This is a genomic window from Marinomonas vulgaris (genome assembly GCF_018145875.1).
GTDB lineage: Bacteria > Pseudomonadota > Gammaproteobacteria > Pseudomonadales > Marinomonadaceae > Marinomonas > Marinomonas vulgaris.
Map to the genome: position 1 here is coordinate 108065 of NZ_JAGSSV010000001.1, position 17644 is coordinate 125708.

Consider the following 17644-nt stretch of genomic DNA (forward strand, 5'->3'; position numbering starts at 1 on the left):
TTTCAGCACGGCTTTTCATTTTTAGAATTGAAATTTAAAGTGAAGGACCTGCTTTAACGATAGCGTCAGAAACAGTATCAAATTTCTTAAAGTTATCAACGAATTGAGCGATAAGGCCTTTCGCTTGCTCTTCGTAAGCCGCTTGATCAGACCATGTTTTACGTGGATTCAACAGAACGCTGTCAATACCAGGCACTTGCGTTGGAACATCTAGGTTTACGTCGTCTAAATGCTCAGTTTCTGCATTTACCAACACACCAGATTGAATCGCAGAAATCACCGCACGAGTCGTAGGAATACTGAAACGCTTACCGCCTTTACCATGAGCACCACCTGTCCAACCTGTGTTCACAAGGTAAACTTTGCTACCAAACTCTTCGATGCGTTTGATCAAAAGGTCCGCATACACATCTGCAGAGCGTGGGAAGAAAGGCGCACCGAAACAGGTTGAAAAGGTCGACTTAATGCCCGTTCCTGCACCCACTTCGGTAGAACCAACCAAAGCTGTGTAACCACTCAAGAAATGGTAAGCCGCCGCTTCTTTAGACAAGATAGACACCGGAGGCAGTACGCCAGTCAAGTCACATGTCAAAAAGATGATTGCATTTGGCTCGCCTGCGCGGTTGTCATCGGCACGTTTTTCAATGTGTTCACGTGGGTAACCAGCACGGCCATTTTGGCTCAAAGACGTGTCTGCGTAATCGGCAACACGTGTTTCTGGATCTAAAACAACGTTTTCAACGATGGTTCCGAACTTGATCGCGTCCCAAATAATTGGCTCATTTTTTTGAGAAAGGTCGATGGTTTTTGCGTAGCAACCCCCTTCAATATTGAAGACCGTACCTTTACCCCATCCGTGCTCGTCATCACCAATCAAGAAACGCTCTGGGTCAGCAGATAAGGTGGTTTTACCTGTACCTGACAAACCGAAAAACAGAGTCACGTCTTCTTCTGTACCAACGTTAGCGGCACAGTGCATTGGTAATACATCGTGCGCTGGCAGCAAGTAGTTCTGCACAGAGAACATGGCTTTTTTCATTTCACCAGCGTAACGCATGCCGGCGATAAGCACTTTACGTTCTGCGAAGTTTAAAATCACACAACCGTCAGAGTTGGTACCATCACGCTCTGGCTCACATACAAAGTAAGGAGCATTTAAAATCTGCCATTCGCCTTTGCTCGCTGGATTGTAAGTCTCTGGGCGAATAAACAAATTACGACCAAACAACTGATGCCAAGCTGTTTCAGTGCGCATGATAACTGGCAAATAATATTCATCACCAGCACCCACATGCAGGTCAGAAACAAATGATTCTTTAGTGTTTAGATACGACTCGACACGGTCCCACAACGGTGCAAACTTGTCTTCTGGAAAAGAGCGGTTTACAGGGCCCCAATGAATACTGTCTTTGCTGGATGCTTCTTCTACAATGAAACGATCCATAGGAGAACGACCCGAACGAGCACCGGTTTCAACAACAAGTGCGCCATTATCAGCAAGCACGCCTTCGTCGTTTTGCAGTGCTTTCTCAACTAACTGTGGCGTTGTTAGATTTTTATGAATACGAGTTACATCTGATGCGGAGTTCATGTTACTAAATCCTCTGAACTATAAAGATTGTCTGGTCATTTTTATTATTGTGCGAGTTTTTTTAAGGTGAAAAGAATAGTAACAAAACAATCTAAGAAAAAATATTGTTATAACAGTATGTTATTTTATTACTATATTGAAATTAACAAATACAACTTAAGTGGCTGATAAATATATATTTTATTTTAAAATAGGAAGGGATTCGTAATTTTTTAAAGTATTTAGCTCATCATATTCGCATTTTATTGTAGTTTTCTTTCTATTTTGAAGGGTTTCTACTAAACAGGAAACTTATTACTCTTTTTAATGAAATAGTCGGATATAACGCCGCTCTACAATTTCCTTAAAAAAGCCTTGCTAAATCTACGGTTTCTATTAAAAAACATCAAAAAAACACATCTTTTTGAACTTTTCTGTCTCCTAGCATGCTCTGAATGACAAAGCTTCATGGTAAGATTCTTTCTTGAATTTTCCCCCATTTTCAAAAGGTTGATCTATATTTATGTTAAACGCGAATCAGAATTGCAATATTGGATTTGTCGGCCTGGGTGTCATGGGTAAAAACTTGGCCTTGAATCTAGCTGACCACGGCTACCGAGTTGCAGGTTTTGATCTTGACACACATAAAGTACAAGATGTTTTACACACTGAGGAAGCCGAACGCCTCGACAACACAGCGCCTGCACGTATTATTGGCTGCTCAAATTTAGAAGACATGCTGTCCAGCCTTGTAAAGCCCAGAGTCATTGTGGTCTTAGTTCCTGCAGGCAAGCCTGTAGACGCTGTGTGCCATAATTTAATTGCAGCAGGACTCGAACCCGACGACATAGTGGTCGATTGCGGTAACAGTCAATGGACAGACACCATTCGTCGCGAAGCCGAATACAAAGAAAAATTCAAATTCTTTGGCACCGCCGTATCCGGTGGTGAAGTAGGCGCTCGCTTTGGCCCTTCTTTGATGCCTGGTGGTGATGCGGACTCATGGAAGTATCTACAGCCAATGTGGGAAGCCGTAGCGGCGAAAATCGGTAAAGACGGTCAACCAATTGTGAGCAACACACCAGGCAAGCCCGTTACCGAAGGTGAACCTTGTACGGCATACTTGGGGCCAAATGGGGCAGGTCATTACGTGAAAATGGTGCACAACGGCATTGAATACGCCGACATGCAGCTTATTTGCGAAGCTTATCACCTACTTCGCTCTTTGTTGGGTTACGAGCCAGAAGAAATCGGCAAACTGTTCGCAAAGTGGAACCAAGGCATTCTAAACAGCTACTTGGTTGAAATCACCGCAGACATTCTTCAGCAGTACGATCACGCCACTGGCGCACCCTTAGTAGACATGATCCTAGACAGTGCCGGACAAAAAGGCACAGGTCGCTGGACATCCATCAGCGCCACTCAAATGGGCGTTCCTGCCGGCATCATCAGTGAATCCGTCTACGCACGCGCCTTGAGTACACTAACCAGCGAGCGTGAAATAGCGGCAGGCAAACTGACCGCTGATGTGGAAAGTGGTGAAATTGAAGCCGCCGACGTAGAGAAAGCCATTGAAGAAGCCCTGTACTGCGCCAAAATTTGCGCCTACGCTCAAGGTTTTCAATTATTGCGTGCGGCTCAAAAAGAATACGATTGGGTACTGAACTTCAGCACGATTGCAAAAATCTGGCGAGGTGGCTGTATTATTCGCGCGTCTTTCCTACAAAAAATCGCCGATGCGTTTGACGAAAATCACGAGCTTGAAAACTTACTGCTGAACGATTACTTTGCCGACGCTATGGACACAAAACAAGCAGGCCTTCGTAAAGCCGTTGTTTTAGCCGCCCAATCTGGCATTCCAACGCCCTCTTTCTTCTCTGCCTTGGCCTACTTCGACGGTTACCGCTCTGAAGTCTTACCAGCTAACTTGCTGCAGGCTCAGCGCGATTACTTTGGCGCGCACACTTACCAGCGAGTAGATGCAGAGCCAGGTCAGAAATTTCATACTTTCTGGCAAGAAGAAGGTCGACCAGAACGCAAAGTCTAGCCACGCACTGGCTCGACAGTAAAAAGACAAAAAAGGCGCGAAATACTGAAGCATTTCGCGCCTTTTTTTATGACTAACGTTTCAGCGCTATTTCATTTTCTTTTCCATCGAGGTCAACATACCTCTGAGCATGCCAAGCTCTTGCTGATCTAAACGTGAACGCTGGAACAAGCGGCGAAAACGCGTCATCACCTGCATCGGCATTTCTGGATCTAAAAACTCCGTTTGCACTAAGACTTTCTCGAGGTGCTCAAGCAAGTAATCAATCTGCTCCACATTCGCGGCAGGCACATCCCATTTGCTCGCCACCACAGGAGCGTCTTTCATTAGCAGGGATTTCATTCTAAGTTCGTAAGCGATCACTTGCACCGCTGCGCCTAAATTCAAGGAACTAAAAGTCTCAACCGATGGAATATGCACATGATAATTACAACGCTGTAATTCTTCGTTTGTCAGCCCTCTGTCCTCTCGACCAAACACAAAGGCCGTAACCAAGCCTTCATCAAACACCAAATCCGCGGCTTGTCTTGGGTCGACTAATGGCCAAGGAATATTGCGCTCGCGTGCACTGGTACCAATCACCAATTGGCAATCACCAAGCGCTTCTTCTAGCGTGTCTACCACAACGGCATTATCTAGAATATCCGTTGCACCAGACGCTCTACTCACGGCTTCATCGCTTGGATATTGCTTGGGCGCGACCAAGTACAGGTCAGCCAATCCCATGTTTTTCATAGCACGCGCCGCGCCACCAATGTTGCCGGGATGCGAGGTATTCACAAGGACAATTCTTACTTTATTCTGCATTTTAAAAGGTACCCATTAGAGCGAACATATAATCCTAGCCATCTTAACAGATATTTTTCACAAAGCCGTACACTGGTCAGTTTTTCACCAAAACTTCACTGGTAATACCAAGGCCATTAGGCTAGAATTCGCGCTCTTAATTTGGCATCCGGTTTTGTTTTTCTTATAAGAGTAAAGAAAACGGGGTGCACGCTCTTTAACACTTTATTTGGCAACCTGTCGTCTTGCTGACGGCATGTGCATTTTAATGACAGAATAACTGACGGTAAATTATGCAACCTAGAATCAATGTCGCCCTAAAAGCAGCCCGTTCCGCTGCGGAATACATCATCCACTCGCAAGAGAAATTGCTTTTCGATAAAGAGCAAGGTCAATCCGCTGAACAGGTTTACCAAACCGTTTGTTCAGGCGCAGAACGCAGCATTGTTTATCACCTTGAAAAAGCGTATCCAGCTGACACCATCACCACTCGCTTGCAAGGCACTGTACAAAACGGCGAAGAAGGCGAATGGATCATCGATGCGATTCAAGGACAGCATTTATTTTCTCGCGGCCTAACAGGCAACGTTATTACAATGAGCTACCTAGTTGCCGGTAAAGTGGAGCACGCACTTGTGCTTAACCCTCACACAAAAGATGAGTTCTACGCCAGTAAAGGTCGTGGTGCTTACTTAAACAATTCTCGTATTCGCAGCACCTCAGCTCGCACCCTAGACAATGTTACTGTTGCAGCGCAATTCCCTGCGACCGACCGTCTTGCACCTTATTTTTCAGGTCAATTTGCTGTTTTAACTGATATTGCCGAAAAAGGCGCGCGCGTCGTCATGCAAGATGCACCTGCACTTATGCTCGCTAACGTAGCCGCTGGTCGTCTTGATGCGGCTTGGGGTATCAAGCTACAGGAGTGGGAAATGCAAGCACCATTGTTCATCGCGAAAGAAGCAGGCTGCCTATTCGCAGGCTTTGATGGCGCACCAAGCCTAGAAAAAGGCGATGTACTATGCGCCTCACCTCGTTTATTTAAAGTACTATTACCGACGTTGAACAAACACCTAGGTTAATCATTTGCTTCAAAAAAGACGCTTTTCCGGTGTGGGAAAGCGTCTTTTTTGTTTCTAACTCTTTATTTTATTTCTAACTATTGTACTTCGCGCATTGACTTTAATGTTTGTGATGGCTGTGCTCGTGATGATGGTCGTCTACATCAAAATCTGGCTGCTCTTCACCTGGGTAATACAAACCAATGTCTTGACGCACTTCGTCCAGCGTTGCAATTAATTCTAAACTGTCTTGCCAGCTGTAATTCGGGCTTTGTAACAGACCCTCTTGTAAACAGCGATTCACTTCGTCCGCTTCAAACTGGTAGCCATTGCCTGGGAAATCAAACGTCACTGCACGCTCTGCCCCTTGTGCCGTCACCATTCGGCACGATTTGGCCTTAAACCATTCAGAGTCCAATTCAATGTAACCTTTTGAGCCAGACAATACGGCTCGATTTGGATTACAGGAAATCAAAGACGCATCCAAAGATGCTAACTTACCGCTCTCCCAGCCCAGCAAGATCTGTTCAAATACGTCCACGTCTGTGTCGCCGATGACCGCTTGGTTTTGCACAAAATCTGGTTTACCGAACAACAACTGAGCCAAAAAGACAGGGTAAATGCCGATGTCCAATAAAGCGCCACCGCCCATTTCAATGTTCAACAAACGATGGTTGGGGTCTGTCGGTGCGAGGAAATTCAAACTCGCCTGTAAACTGTTCAAGGTACCGATTTCGCCTTCTTCAACCCATTCGATAACCTGCTCAACAGCGGGATTAAATCGTGTCCACATGGCTTCCATTATGAAGACATCGTGCTCAAGTGCCAGATCGTACAAGATTCGAGACTGGGCTTCGTTGATGGTCAAAGGTTTTTCACACAACACGGCCTTGCCGGCCAAAATACAAGCCTTGGCTAAGTCGAAGTGATGAACGTGGGGAGTAGCGATGTAGATAACATCCACTTCGTGGCTGTTAATAAGGGAAAAATAGTCAACAAACGCCCACTCTATGTCGAACTTTTCTGCAAAGGCATCGGCCGATGCCTTGTTACGGGACGCCACCGCACACAATTCACCCGCCTTAACGTGGCTAAAATCGCTGGCAAACAAATGTGCGATCTTTCCGGTTCCAATAATACCCCAGCGTACCTTCTTCATAACTTTCTCCCCGTAGCGATCGTAAATAAACATGAGCGGCTAAAAACGCCGCTAAGTCTGACGGCAAAGCAGATTATAGTCTACTGGCTTTTTCAAGCTGTTGAATTCGCTCGTTTAACACATCAACCTGAGCTTCTAGTTCTCGTACTTTTGCTTCCAATTGCTGAGTATAATCCGCGCTACTCCCTGTCGATGATGGCTCGCTCCAGGTTGCGGTTATGCGTTCTGACTCGGTGCAAAAACACTCTTGATAACGCTGCTCTCGCTTACCCGGTTCCCGTGGCAATTGGCAAACATAAGGCCCGCCTGTTTTGCTTTGAAGAGACGACAAAGCCGCTTCGACGTCTTCACGGGATGAAAAACGATGTAATCGACCGCTCCGTGAGCGTAGTTCACCTGGGGTTTGTGCACCACGGACAAACAACAAGCACACCACGGCGGTTTCCGCGGGTGACAATTGCAAATCGGAAAATTCCGTATTGCAAAAACGATGTTGATACTTACTCACCCGACTGTGAGACCCAGAAATTTCTGTGACCAAGCCTCGTGATTCCAGTGCGTCTACCGCGTCTTGCACTTCTTGTTCTGTCAGTTGAGTGACCGGGTCGCGATTGGATTTTTGATTACAGGCATTGACCAAGGCATTTAAGCTTAGCGGATAATAATCTGGCGTGGTGATTTCCTTTTCCATTAAGCAGCCAATAACACGCATTTCAATGCTATTAATCTGGTGATAGCTCATCTTTTTATTCCTATTCGCTTTTACGAGACTTCTTAAAATTTTTCAGCGGCATCAACAACAAATCGCCCAGGGTATTTGGCTGGTATGCTTTCGTACCTGGCATGCCAATGTTTAGACCTTCGTCTCCATTCATGGCTTCTGGTCGTTTGCTGCCAAAAAACGCGTCCCAAATACTCAAGAAAAAGCCGTAATTGCTGTTGGCTTCTTCGCTGATTCTAGAATGGTGAATACGGTGCATATCAGGCGTCACCACCAGCACCTTCACCCACTTTTCAAGCCGTGGCGATAACCTGACGTTGGTGTGATTGAACATGGCAGAGGCATTCAGCAACACATCAAAGATCAATACCGCCTCGACCGGAATGCCAAATAGCCACACAGCGGTAGCTTTGATGCACAACGACATAACAATCTCAACAGGGTGAAAACGAATCGCCGAACTCACGTCTAATTCAGGGTCTGAATGATGAACCCGATGCAAACGCCACAGCAAAGGCACGCGATGGAATAATCTGTGCTGCCAATAAATCAGACAATCAAGCAGCAGAATACTGATCAGCACCAGCGCCCAAAGCGGCAACCCTAGCTGAGTCAGCCAACCTTCTCCTTGATTAGATAAGGCGACAATAGACAGCAACACAGGTTGAATCAGACGCACACACAAGGCACCCAACATCAATAAAATCAGGTTATGACGCCAACGTTGCCGCCATTGCAATAAAGTACCTCTCGGTGAATACCACTGCCAGGCCATTAACGAGCTAAACGCCACCAAAAAAATACTGATACGAAGGCTAAAATCAATCATGCGTTCCTACTGTTAAAACGTATTTTACCCAAGACATTCTCTGTTTTTCAATGCGCTTTCAATACGCTCAATGGCGTTTAGCAACACAGAACGCGGGCAGCCAAAATTCAATCGCACAAAATTGCCATCGCCAAAGTCTGCGCCATTAGAAACGCCAACTCCTGCTCCGACAAAAAAATCATACGGGTTATCCAAAGACAATGCTGATACATCAATCCACGCCAAATAGGTGGCTTCTAAATGTGCCATTTTTAATGGTGTGGCTGCCAACCGCTGCGACAACAGATCTCTGTTCCCCGCCAAATAAGTCAACAAGGCTTGATGCCATTCCTGTCCTTCTTCATAGGCCGCAGTCGCCGCCACCAGACCAAGCATATTCGCAGACGGAATCAACCCCATGCGCCCTTGATCAAACTGATTGCGCAGCGCTGTGTTTTGGATCACTGCAAAAGCATAACCTAATCCAGCCGCATTAAAGGTCTTACTTGGTGCCATTAAGGTAATGGTTCGATTCGCTGCATCGGCGTTTAGGCTTGCAAATGGTACGTGTGGAACCGCGTCTAGGATGAGGTCACAATGAATTTCATCGCTGATCACCACTAAATCGTACTTTTCGGCCAACGTATGGATGCTCAGCAATTCCGCCTTGGTGTAAACCGTTCCGCCAGGATTATGGGGGTTACACAGCAAAATCATTTTGCTTTTGGGGTCAGCACAGGCCGCTTCGAATTGCGCCATATCTGGCACCCAACGGCCTTCCGTTAATTGCATATCCACGTTAAGAACATGGCGCCCTGTTAGGGCTGGCGCCTTAGTAAGGTGATAATACACAGGGCCTGGCACCACAATGGAATCACCTTCATCAGAAAAAACTCGCACACTGAGATGCAAAGCACAAACAAGTCCAGGTAAATGCACTAAATCGGCAGGAGAAATCAACCAGTTATAACGAGTGGATACATGCACTTGAATAGCACTTTCGAGTGCTTGTGGCGTTTTGGTGTAACCAAACACCCCTTCTTCAACCCGCTTAGCAAGGGCTTTTTTAATGCAATCTGGCGAGTCAAAATCCATATCCGCCACCCACATGGGAATCACTGTCTCAGGAAATTTAGACCACTTATCACTGTGGCTGTTCGTACGATCGATAATGGTGTCAAACGTCGGAAAAGAGGCGTCCACTGAATATTACTCCCATGATAGTTTTGTATTTCCTAGTAAACATAATATCGCCGCTAAACTCCAGCCATAATACATCAGAAACGTCTCAGCAGAGTGGGATATAATGATACCTAGATGCGAGAACACCACACCAGTGACCTATTTCAGTCTATCTCACAAAATATGTAAAAATAATTCAAACCTTAAAAACTCTATTATTATCATACAGTTAAACTACTTAGAACACTAAGTTTTAGTTTTGTCAAGGGTTGACCTAAATCACACAATCAACCTAGTATGGTTTTAATTAAACAGCTGTTTAATAAAAAGGATCAAACAATGCCGAAAGTAGGAATGCCCGCAATACGAAAACCTCAGCTCATCGAGGCCGCAATCAAAGCCATCGACAAATATGGTTTTGCGGGGGCAACGGTCAGTGTTATCGGCAAAAAAGCCGGTGTGTCACCTGCCATTATCAACCATTACTTTGGTGGTAAAGACGGTCTATACGAAGAAACGATGAAAAGCTTAATCCGAGAATTTTTTGACATTTTGGCATCGGAGGCCAGCAAAACAAAAAATCAGTCGGCCCAACAGAAAGTCATGGCCATTGTGAGCGCTGGCTTTAGTCAGTCACAAACGCACCCTCAAGTCGTCAAAGCTTGGATGGGATTTTGGGCATCGGCCATGCATAAGCCATCATTGTTTCGATTGCAAAATGTCTATTCTCGACGTTTGAATACAGCATTGGTTTGTGCATTAAAAGAAGAATTTGCGCCCCAAAAAGCACGCAATATTGCGCTTACGGTAGCGGCACTTATCGACGGTATGTGGTTACGAGGGTCGCTAGCGGGTGGTATCGACAAAACAACGTCGGCCAAGCAAATACAAGATTATTTAGACTTGGTGTTTCAACCACAAGTTGAGACATTGCTAACACACTAATATTTACCATTGTGGAGCTGGCGACAATACACGCTAGGCTCACTGTTTTAGGAGTTCACGTTCAGTACTGGATCGCCAGCGCTGTATTTGCTCATTCATTTTGAGTTCAAAAAAGAGAAGAGGATAAGGGTATGACAAACAAGGCAATAAAAACGGCACTCGCCATCAGTTTAGCCAGTGTAACTGGACTGAGTATGGCGGCAGATTGCTCCACGGTGCGTTTCTCCGATGTGGGTTGGACAGACATCACAGCTACCACAGCCGTCGCCAGCAATCTGGTAGAAGCACTAGGCTATGAGGCCAAAACTCAACTATTGTCTGCTCCTGTTACCTACACTTCTCTTGCCAATGGCGACATCGATGTCTTCCTTGGTAACTGGATGCCCACCATGCAAGCCGATATTGCACCTTACCTAGACGCTGGGACAGTTCAAGATCTTGGCCCAAATCTAGTAGGCGCGAAATACACTCTGGCCGTTAGCAAGAGCGCATTTGATGCCGGCGTGACCGATTTCGCCGACATTGCAAAATTCAAAAAAGAATTCTCTGGTCGTATTTACGGCATTGAACCGGGCAACGATGGCAACCGCATCATTCAAGATATGATCGATTCCAATGCCTTTGATCTGGGCAATTTCAAACTGGTCGAATCCAGCGAAGCGGGCATGTTGTCTCAGGTGAGCCGCAACGCACGTCGCGATAAATGGATCGCCTTTTTAGGCTGGGCACCGCACCCAATGAACGCCAATTTTGATATGGAATACTTGTCCGGTGGCGACGATTACTTTGGCCCCGATTTTGGTGGCGCCAACGTGCACACAAATGTTCGTCAAGGCTACTTAGAGCAATGCCCTAACATGGGCAAGCTGATCACCAATCTTAACTTCTCTTTACCAATGGAAAACGAAATCATGGGCGCAATCTTAAACGATGGCGAAAAACCCCATGCGGCGGCAAAAGCTTGGTTAAAAGCCAACCCGGCTGTACTTACCACTTGGCTTGAAGGCGTTTCAACGGCCTCTGGCGGCAACGGCTTAAACGCAGTGAAGTCTCATTTAGGCCTGTAATCACAGTCTAAACAGCAGCCTAAATAGTTGTTGATCTCCCTTAACAGGCTAGTAAATAACGCGTATTCCTACTTCATATGGAATGCGCGTTCACACACGAAAACAGTACCCAGCTTAGGTACACACATCAGGAAAATACCTATATGAATTGGCTGACGGATAATAAAATCCCTCTTGGCGATTGGATGGAAAACTTTGTCGATTGGCTCGTGACAGCAGCGTCGGTGTTTTTCGATTTTATCTCCTTTACCCTAGAAACCATGATAGTCACCATGGTAGACGCAATCGATGCCATGCACCCAATTGCGGTGATTGCTGTTATTTTGGTCGGCGTATGGTTTCTGCATCGTCAAATAGGTTTGCTTATTTTTATCGCCGCCGCCTTGCTACTCATCATTAACATGGGCTACTGGATAGAAACCGTTCAGACCCTGGTACTGGTCATTTCTGCCACCGCCATCAGTGTCTTGATTGGCGTACCCATTGGTATCGCCGCCGCTCACCGCCCTTGGTTGTACACCACCTTGCGCCCTATTTTAGATTTAATGCAAACCATCCCCACTTTTGTGTACCTTATTCCTACGCTGATTTTATTCGGTTTGGGTTATGTTCCAGGGTTGATTTCCACCATCATTTTCGCCATCGCCGCCCCCATTCGTTTGACCTACCTTGGCGTTAGCAAGGTGCCCAAAGAATTGATCGAAGCCGGCTTGGCATTTGGGTGCACCCGTACCAAACTGCTTTATAAGGTCGAACTGCCTGCCGCCATGCCAAACATCATGGCCGGTATCACCCAATGTATTATGTTGTCTTTGTCCATGGTGGTTGTTGCCGCTTTGGTTGGCGCCGATGGGTTGGGCAAGCCAGTGATTCGCGCACTGAACACGGTGAATATTTCCCAAGGCTTTGAAGCTGGTATCGCCATTGTATTAGTGGCCATCATGTTGGATCGAATCTGTAAGTCACCCAATTCCAAGAGTGAAGGATAATTTATGGCTGTGGTAACCATTGAAAACGTCGATATTGTCTTCGGTGACAATCTAACCAAAACCTTACCCTTAATGGATCAAGGTCACAGCCGAGACGAGATTTTAGGCATAACAGGCGACGTGGTTGGTGTGCAAAATGCCAACATCGAAGTCAACGAAGGGGAAATTTGTGTCCTGATGGGGTTATCCGGCTCAGGCAAATCCACCCTACTGCGCGCAGTTAATGGCTTAAATAAAATCGCCCGAGGCCGCTGTCTAGTAAGAGACGGTGATGACATGGTCGACATGGCAAAATGCGACGATGCTACTCTTAGACACATGCGTACCCATAGAGTGTCCATGGTGTTTCAAAACTTTGCCTTGATGCCATGGCTCACTGTACTGGAAAACGTCGCTTTCGGCTTAGAAATGCAAGGCATGCCCAAAGCTGAGCGACTGGAAAAAGCTCGCGAACAACTCAAAATGGTCAGTTTGGATCAATGGGCCGACAAAAAACCCGACGAACTATCTGGCGGCATGCGTCAACGGGTTGGTTTGGCCCGCGCCTTCGTGATGGACACCGATGTTCTGCTGATGGACGAACCTTTTTCCGCTCTCGACCCCTTAATTCGCTCGCAACTGCAAGACGAATTGATCGAGCTGCAAAAACGCCTCAATAAGACCATTATTTTCGTCAGCCATGATCTTGATGAAGCGCTCAAAATCGGTTCTAAAATCGCCATTATGGAATCGGCTAGAATCATTCAGGAAGACGAACCCGAGCAAATTGTGCTGAATCCAGCAACGGAATACGTGGAAAAGTTTGTCGCGCACACTAATCCGTTGAACGTGCTGTGCGGACGATCCTTAATGACGCCATTGTCAGCGCTTTCTGCGGCCAACGGGCGTTTTGTTATTGATGACGATACTTGGATGGAGCTGAATAACGGCGAGTTAGTATCTGTTGAAAATCAACAAGGGGAGCTTCCAACGCTGCGTTGGTCAGCCGATCAGGTCATCACCAAGGTGCCGAACAATACGGTTTTCATTGTGCCCGCTGATATCAGCATGCGCGATGCCGTAGAGCTTCGCTATCATTCTGATGGCTTTTTAATCTTAGAAGACAAAGGCAAATGCATCGGCATTATGAACGACCATAATATTTACCACGCATTATTGGGCAAACATTTTGGTCGTGAAGACAATAGCGCTGACTGATCAGTCAGCGCGGGTTAGCGTGCCGGTTAATTCGGTACCGGGTGCAATGGTGTTGTACACGGTGCCAAATTTGCGCACATTGTCATGCAACAGTGCTAGGCGCTGATCAGACTCTGAAGTTTTTACCTTAATACTGTATTCCATCGATTCCATCTTCGGTGGCGCGTCCTGTCGAACGCCATGAATCTCCACTTCTAGTCCCTGTAGATCAAACTTCAAAATAGGCGTCACGCGTTCAATTCCTTTGATAATGCAGGCCGCAAGTGCCCCCATCAATAACTCGGCGGGGTTGAAGGCGTCTTTTCGACCTTGCAAATCCGTGTCTATTACCAAGCCTGCGTCTTTGCATGACAAGGTGCTGCCATGGGCATCCACACGACTGGCGTTCACTTTAAATGTCATTTTATTGGTCATCGGCGTTGTCCTAATCCTATGAAAAGAAAAAGAGCGGCCTTATTTCGCCAACCACTCTTTGACAGAAGCTTCTTGTGGTACAGAACCTGTGTGAACCAAGACTTCATCGATCACGACCGCAGGAGTGCTCATCACGCCATAAGACATAATGGTCTGCGGGTCGGTTTCTTTGGATACCGTCACCGCCACACCTTGTTCCGCGGCAACTTTCTCGATCAACTCGGCGGCTTTTTTGCATTTAGTACAACCACTACCTAATACTTTGATAATTTTCATTCTGTTTTCCTTAATCCGTTATAAAAATGGGGTGAAGAAGTTAAATAACCAACCCACTAAGGTAAATGCACACAACAACATAACAAACAAGATTGCCAAGAGTTTCCACTGCATCACTTGTTTCAACAAAATAAACTCAGGGAAACTCGCCGCTACGGTACTCATACAAAAAGCCAGAGTAGTACCGATTGGCAAGCCATTGACGATCAAGCTCTCCATCACTGGTATCACCCCAGTGGCATTGGAGTACAAAGGAATACCCAACAATACCGCCGCTGGCACAGACCACCATTGGCCATCGCCTAAATGTTCTTGAATCCAGCCATCCGGCACAAAACCGTGCAAAGCCGCACCTAGACCAACCCCAACAATAACCCACTTCCACACACGACCAAAAATCTCAAAAGACTCGTCTTTAGCAAATTGATGACGCTCTTGCATGGTCATTTTAGGCGTTTCTACTGGAATAGTACCTGCCGCCGGAGCAGAATTTTGGCCTCTTTCTAAGGCTTTTGCAGCGAATGACTGCAACCAGCGCTCAGCTCTGATCGCATCCAAAAACACACCACCTAAAATCCCCACACCCATGCCGATGATCACGTAAAGCACGGTGAATTTCCAACCGAGTAAACTCATCAACAAGAGCACGGCCACTTCATTAATCAAGGGCGAGGTAATCAAAAACGCCATGGTGATACCGACCGGAATACCCGCTGAGGTAAAACCTAGGAACACCGGAATACTCGAACAGGAGCAGAACGGTGTGATCGCACCGAAGCTTGATCCCATAATATAACCCACACTCCTGTGCTTACTGGCTAAATAGTCCCGCACGGTTTCCACATTTAACGATGCTCTCAATAACGCAATCACATAAATCATCAACACCAATAGGGCAAAAATCTTGCTCACATCTTCGATAAAAAAATGTACCGCATCGCCCAGTTTTGTCTGCGCCGACAAACCCATAACACCGTAGGTTAACCAGCTCGCAAAATCCCCAAAAATCCCTAACATGATAACAACCCTATCCACCTAACAAGATGGTTGTGTGAAACCTTATTGAAAAAACAATATATACTTAAAATCATATATGTTCATTGACATATGTACTGTTTTTCTAAATTAGTCGCTTTTTATCCTATTCCTGTTTGCTAATCGCTCGAAGCACATAACATGGCTTTTTTTTACTTTAGTGACATTTATCCATCCAAAAAAATCGCCTTATATGATGAAAATGTCACAAATAAATGTCTTTTCATCTGCTACCTTTTATTGGGTCGATTAGTGATTGCATTCAAAAATTCAATCGGTATAGTCTGCCGAAATAATGACCAATCCCAGACATTACTCGATTCGCCCTTCTCTCTACGCGCAATAAAGGACACAACATGTTAAAGCAAACCCTATTTCCAATCTGGAGTCTGCTCATAGGTATCGCCATCTTAACCATGGCAAGTGCCTTACAAAGCTCACTGATCGGTATTCGCGCCTCGATTGAAGGGTTTAATACCACGGCCACGGGGTTAATCATGTCGGCCTATTACTTGGGCTTTATTATTGGTTCCCTTTTAGTGCCAAACTGGGTGAAAAACGTCGGTCACATTCGTGTTTTTGCGGCGGTCGCTTCCTTGGCTTCTATTACTATCTTGATGCAGTCCGTGGTGGTCAACTCTTGGTTCTGGATGCTGATGCGTATGGGCACCGGCTTGTGCTACGCCGGCCTATTTATTGTCACTGAAAGCTGGCTCAACGACATTGCCACCAATAAAACCCGAGGCCGCCTGTTTTCTATTTATATTATCGAAATTTGGGCAAGCCAAACCCTCAGCCAATTCTTACTGAACTTATCGTCCCCTAGCGGCTATGGCTTGTTTATATTGACTTCTGTGCTGATTTCTTTGGCGGTTGTACCTTTATTGTTGGTTCGTACGCCATCGCCGACCATTAATGTTCCAGAAAAACTCAATATTCTAGGGCTAATCAAAACCGCGCCCTTGGGGGTAACCGGTGTAACCATTGCCGGTTCCACCGCAGGGGCAATACTTGGCTTGGGAGCCTTGTACGCCAAAAGTATTGGTATGGGAATTGGTGAAATTTCTTTGTTTATCGGTGCCAGTTACGTTGGCGGAATGATTCTACAGTGGCCGATTGGTAAATTATCCGATCGTCAGGACCGTCGAGTCACCATTTTGTGGGTGGGTGTTGTTGGCGCTATCTCGGCGTTTATCGTGCCGCTTGGCAATAGCATGAACAATCAAATCGTAATGATGATAGGTATGTTTTGTGTTGGTGCGTTCACCTTCCCCATGTATTCGTTGGCGTCGTCTCACATGAACGACCAATTAAGACCAGAGCAAATCTTATCGGCCAGTAGCGGTATGATTCTGCTAAATGGTCTGGGGGGAATTTGTGGGCCGCTTGTCGCTGCTGCACTCATGGACACCTTGCGCATCGATGCTTTATTTTGGTTTGTTGCCTCGCTCAATATGTCCGTTGCCTTGTTTGCAATGTATCGCATCAAGCATCAACCAGCCATGATCATCGAAGAGCAAGGGGACCAAATCCCAGTGGCGCTAACGGTCTCTTCAGTAGCAACCGCAGAGATGTTGGTCGAAGCCGATACTTCATCGGCACCTGAAGAAGAAAAACCGCACGAAGTGGAAATCAAACTCTAACGTCTACAAGCCGCCACACAGCTTTTAATCACAAAGGTTGTGTGGCGATTTTCAAAGCGATGCTCCAAATAAGAAGCGCGTTTATACGATTGAACCAGCGCCAAAAGGCCGCTTTTTCAAGCCACTTTGCACACAATCGCCCCACCAAGGCTAGGGTCAAAAACCATACCGCAGACGCCGTTGCACCACCGAGCACAAACGACCATTTATCCTCTTGCCATTGATTCGCCAAGCTGCCCATAAGGATCATGGTGTCTAAATAGAAGTGCGGATTCAGCCAAGTGACCGCAAAGCCCATTACACATAATGGCCACAGAGCGAGGCGCTTCCCCGCTTGCTCCAAAATCAAATGTTCTTCTTGAAACGACGCACGCCATTTGCCAAGAGCAAACCACACCAAAAACGCCACCCCCGCCCATCGGGACACCGACAATAGCCATTCGTGACTTTGTAAAATCAGCCCCAAACCAAAGGCGCCCAAAGCAATGGAAATCCCATCGCTAAGAATAAACAGCAGCGCGATCGGAAAGGCATAATGGCGCTTAAGCGCTTGCTCTAGCAAAAAACTATTTTGCGCCCCTACAGCGACAATTAACCCACCACCGGTAATGGCGCCACTCAAAAATGCCAACATGGCGGTTTCCTTATAATGAAATTTGGCTTGATCTTACGCGACGCAGTCTTTACATTAAAATTAATTAAATTAAAACTACATTAGTAAAAATTATATAAGAACTCGATCGA

Annotated in this window: 17 protein-coding genes; 7 read left to right on the forward strand and 10 right to left on the reverse strand. The window is 46.1% G+C overall.

The window, feature by feature from the left end; genetic code table 11:
- Positions 1-34 precede the first annotated feature (34 nt).
- A complete protein-coding gene (locus J9B83_RS00490) occupies positions 35-1591 on the reverse strand; it encodes a phosphoenolpyruvate carboxykinase (protein WP_211534710.1) in 1557 nt (518 codons plus the stop codon).
- Positions 1592-2093: 502 nt separating this feature from the next.
- On the opposite strand from J9B83_RS00490, the gene gndA reads away from it, so the two are divergent.
- Positions 2094-3617: an NADP-dependent phosphogluconate dehydrogenase gene (gene gndA, locus J9B83_RS00495; protein ID WP_211534711.1), complete on the forward strand. Its 1524-nt coding sequence runs from the start codon at positions 2094-2096 to the stop codon at positions 3615-3617.
- Between the two features lie 87 nt (positions 3618-3704).
- On the opposite strand, the gene J9B83_RS00500 is transcribed toward gndA, so the two are convergent.
- Entirely contained in the window at positions 3705-4424 is a 720-nt protein-coding gene (locus J9B83_RS00500) for an RNA methyltransferase (RefSeq protein WP_211534712.1), read from the reverse strand.
- Between the two features lie 272 nt (positions 4425-4696).
- Here J9B83_RS00500 and J9B83_RS00505 point away from each other — a divergent pair, with 272 nt between their 5' ends.
- Positions 4697-5485, forward strand: a complete 789-nt coding sequence (locus tag J9B83_RS00505; protein WP_211534713.1) for an inositol monophosphatase family protein — start codon at positions 4697-4699, stop codon at positions 5483-5485.
- A 100-nt stretch (positions 5486-5585) separates the two neighbouring features.
- On the opposite strand, the gene J9B83_RS00510 is transcribed toward J9B83_RS00505, so the two are convergent.
- The 4 genes from J9B83_RS00510 to J9B83_RS00525 form a co-directional block, all read right to left on the reverse strand.
- Entirely contained in the window at positions 5586-6623 is a 1038-nt protein-coding gene (locus J9B83_RS00510) for a Gfo/Idh/MocA family protein (protein WP_211534714.1), read from the reverse strand.
- 73 nt (positions 6624-6696) lie between these two features.
- Positions 6697-7365: a YceH family protein gene (locus J9B83_RS00515; RefSeq protein ID WP_211534715.1), complete on the reverse strand. Its 669-nt coding sequence runs from the start codon at positions 7363-7365 to the stop codon at positions 6697-6699.
- 10 nt (positions 7366-7375) lie between these two features.
- Complete coding sequence (locus J9B83_RS00520) at positions 7376-8173, reverse strand: sterol desaturase family protein (RefSeq protein WP_211534716.1); 798 nt, start codon at positions 8171-8173, stop codon at positions 7376-7378.
- A gap of 24 nt (positions 8174-8197) precedes the next feature.
- Positions 8198-9355 (reverse strand): MalY/PatB family protein, encoded by a 1158-nt coding sequence (locus tag J9B83_RS00525; RefSeq protein ID WP_211534717.1) that lies wholly within the window; start codon positions 9353-9355, stop codon positions 8198-8200.
- A 318-nt stretch (positions 9356-9673) separates the two neighbouring features.
- Here J9B83_RS00525 and betI point away from each other — a divergent pair, with 318 nt between their 5' ends.
- The 4 genes from betI to choV all read left to right on the forward strand — a co-directional run bounded on the left by betI (position 9674) and on the right by choV (position 13532).
- Positions 9674-10279 (forward strand): transcriptional regulator BetI, encoded by a 606-nt coding sequence (gene betI, locus J9B83_RS00530; protein ID WP_211534718.1) that lies wholly within the window; start codon positions 9674-9676, stop codon positions 10277-10279.
- A 131-nt stretch (positions 10280-10410) separates the two neighbouring features.
- Positions 10411-11346 (forward strand): choline ABC transporter substrate-binding protein, encoded by a 936-nt coding sequence (locus J9B83_RS00535; protein WP_211534719.1) that lies wholly within the window; start codon positions 10411-10413, stop codon positions 11344-11346.
- Between the two features lie 143 nt (positions 11347-11489).
- Positions 11490-12335 (forward strand): choline ABC transporter permease subunit, encoded by an 846-nt coding sequence (gene choW / locus J9B83_RS00540; protein WP_211534720.1) that lies wholly within the window; start codon positions 11490-11492, stop codon positions 12333-12335.
- A gap of 3 nt (positions 12336-12338) precedes the next feature.
- Entirely contained in the window at positions 12339-13532 is a 1194-nt protein-coding gene (gene choV, locus J9B83_RS00545; RefSeq protein WP_211534721.1) for a choline ABC transporter ATP-binding protein, read from the forward strand.
- On the opposite strand, the gene J9B83_RS00550 is transcribed toward choV, so the two are convergent.
- The 3 genes from J9B83_RS00550 to J9B83_RS00560 are packed head-to-tail and all read right to left on the reverse strand — an operon-like array spanning position 13533 to position 15239.
- Positions 13533-13946, reverse strand: coding sequence for an OsmC family protein (locus J9B83_RS00550; protein WP_211534722.1), 414 nt, complete (start codon positions 13944-13946; stop codon positions 13533-13535).
- A gap of 39 nt (positions 13947-13985) precedes the next feature.
- Positions 13986-14222 (reverse strand): thioredoxin family protein, encoded by a 237-nt coding sequence (locus J9B83_RS00555; RefSeq protein WP_211534723.1) that lies wholly within the window; start codon positions 14220-14222, stop codon positions 13986-13988.
- Between the two features lie 18 nt (positions 14223-14240).
- On the reverse strand, positions 14241-15239 hold the full coding sequence (locus J9B83_RS00560; protein WP_211534724.1) for a permease: 999 nt from the start codon (positions 15237-15239) through the stop codon (positions 14241-14243).
- Between the two features lie 374 nt (positions 15240-15613).
- Between J9B83_RS00560 and J9B83_RS00565 the strand changes: the two genes are divergently transcribed.
- A complete protein-coding gene (locus J9B83_RS00565) occupies positions 15614-16900 on the forward strand; it encodes an MFS transporter (protein WP_211534725.1) in 1287 nt (428 codons plus the stop codon).
- Between the two features lie 28 nt (positions 16901-16928).
- Here the strand turns inward: J9B83_RS00565 and J9B83_RS00570 are convergent, their stop codons facing one another.
- Positions 16929-17534 carry a LysE/ArgO family amino acid transporter gene (locus J9B83_RS00570; RefSeq protein WP_211534726.1) on the reverse strand — a complete coding sequence of 202 codons (606 nt, stop codon included), beginning with the start codon at positions 17532-17534 and terminating at the stop codon, positions 16929-16931.
- Positions 17535-17644 lie beyond the last annotated feature (110 nt).

Coding starts and splice junctions, on each gene's coding strand:
- J9B83_RS00490 (WP_211534710.1), bottom strand. CDS start 1,591: ATGAACTCCGCATCAGATGTAACTCGTATTCATAAAAATCTAACAACG.
- J9B83_RS00500 (WP_211534712.1), bottom strand. CDS start 4,424: ATGCAGAATAAAGTAAGAATTGTCCTTGTGAATACCTCGCATCCCGGC.
- gndA (WP_211534711.1), top strand. CDS start 2,094: ATGTTAAACGCGAATCAGAATTGCAATATTGGATTTGTCGGCCTGGGT.
- J9B83_RS00560 (WP_211534724.1), bottom strand. CDS start 15,239: ATGTTAGGGATTTTTGGGGATTTTGCGAGCTGGTTAACCTACGGTGTT.
- J9B83_RS00520 (WP_211534716.1), bottom strand. CDS start 8,173: ATGATTGATTTTAGCCTTCGTATCAGTATTTTTTTGGTGGCGTTTAGC.
- J9B83_RS00550 (WP_211534722.1), bottom strand. CDS start 13,946: ATGACCAATAAAATGACATTTAAAGTGAACGCCAGTCGTGTGGATGCC.
- betI (WP_211534718.1), top strand. CDS start 9,674: ATGCCGAAAGTAGGAATGCCCGCAATACGAAAACCTCAGCTCATCGAG.
- choV (WP_211534721.1), top strand. CDS start 12,339: ATGGCTGTGGTAACCATTGAAAACGTCGATATTGTCTTCGGTGACAAT.
- choW (WP_211534720.1), top strand. CDS start 11,490: ATGAATTGGCTGACGGATAATAAAATCCCTCTTGGCGATTGGATGGAA.
- J9B83_RS00570 (WP_211534726.1), bottom strand. CDS start 17,534: ATGTTGGCATTTTTGAGTGGCGCCATTACCGGTGGTGGGTTAATTGTC.
- J9B83_RS00535 (WP_211534719.1), top strand. CDS start 10,411: ATGACAAACAAGGCAATAAAAACGGCACTCGCCATCAGTTTAGCCAGT.
- J9B83_RS00565 (WP_211534725.1), top strand. CDS start 15,614: ATGTTAAAGCAAACCCTATTTCCAATCTGGAGTCTGCTCATAGGTATC.
- J9B83_RS00515 (WP_211534715.1), bottom strand. CDS start 7,365: ATGAGCTATCACCAGATTAATAGCATTGAAATGCGTGTTATTGGCTGC.
- J9B83_RS00510 (WP_211534714.1), bottom strand. CDS start 6,623: ATGAAGAAGGTACGCTGGGGTATTATTGGAACCGGAAAGATCGCACAT.
- J9B83_RS00505 (WP_211534713.1), top strand. CDS start 4,697: ATGCAACCTAGAATCAATGTCGCCCTAAAAGCAGCCCGTTCCGCTGCG.
- J9B83_RS00555 (WP_211534723.1), bottom strand. CDS start 14,222: ATGAAAATTATCAAAGTATTAGGTAGTGGTTGTACTAAATGCAAAAAA.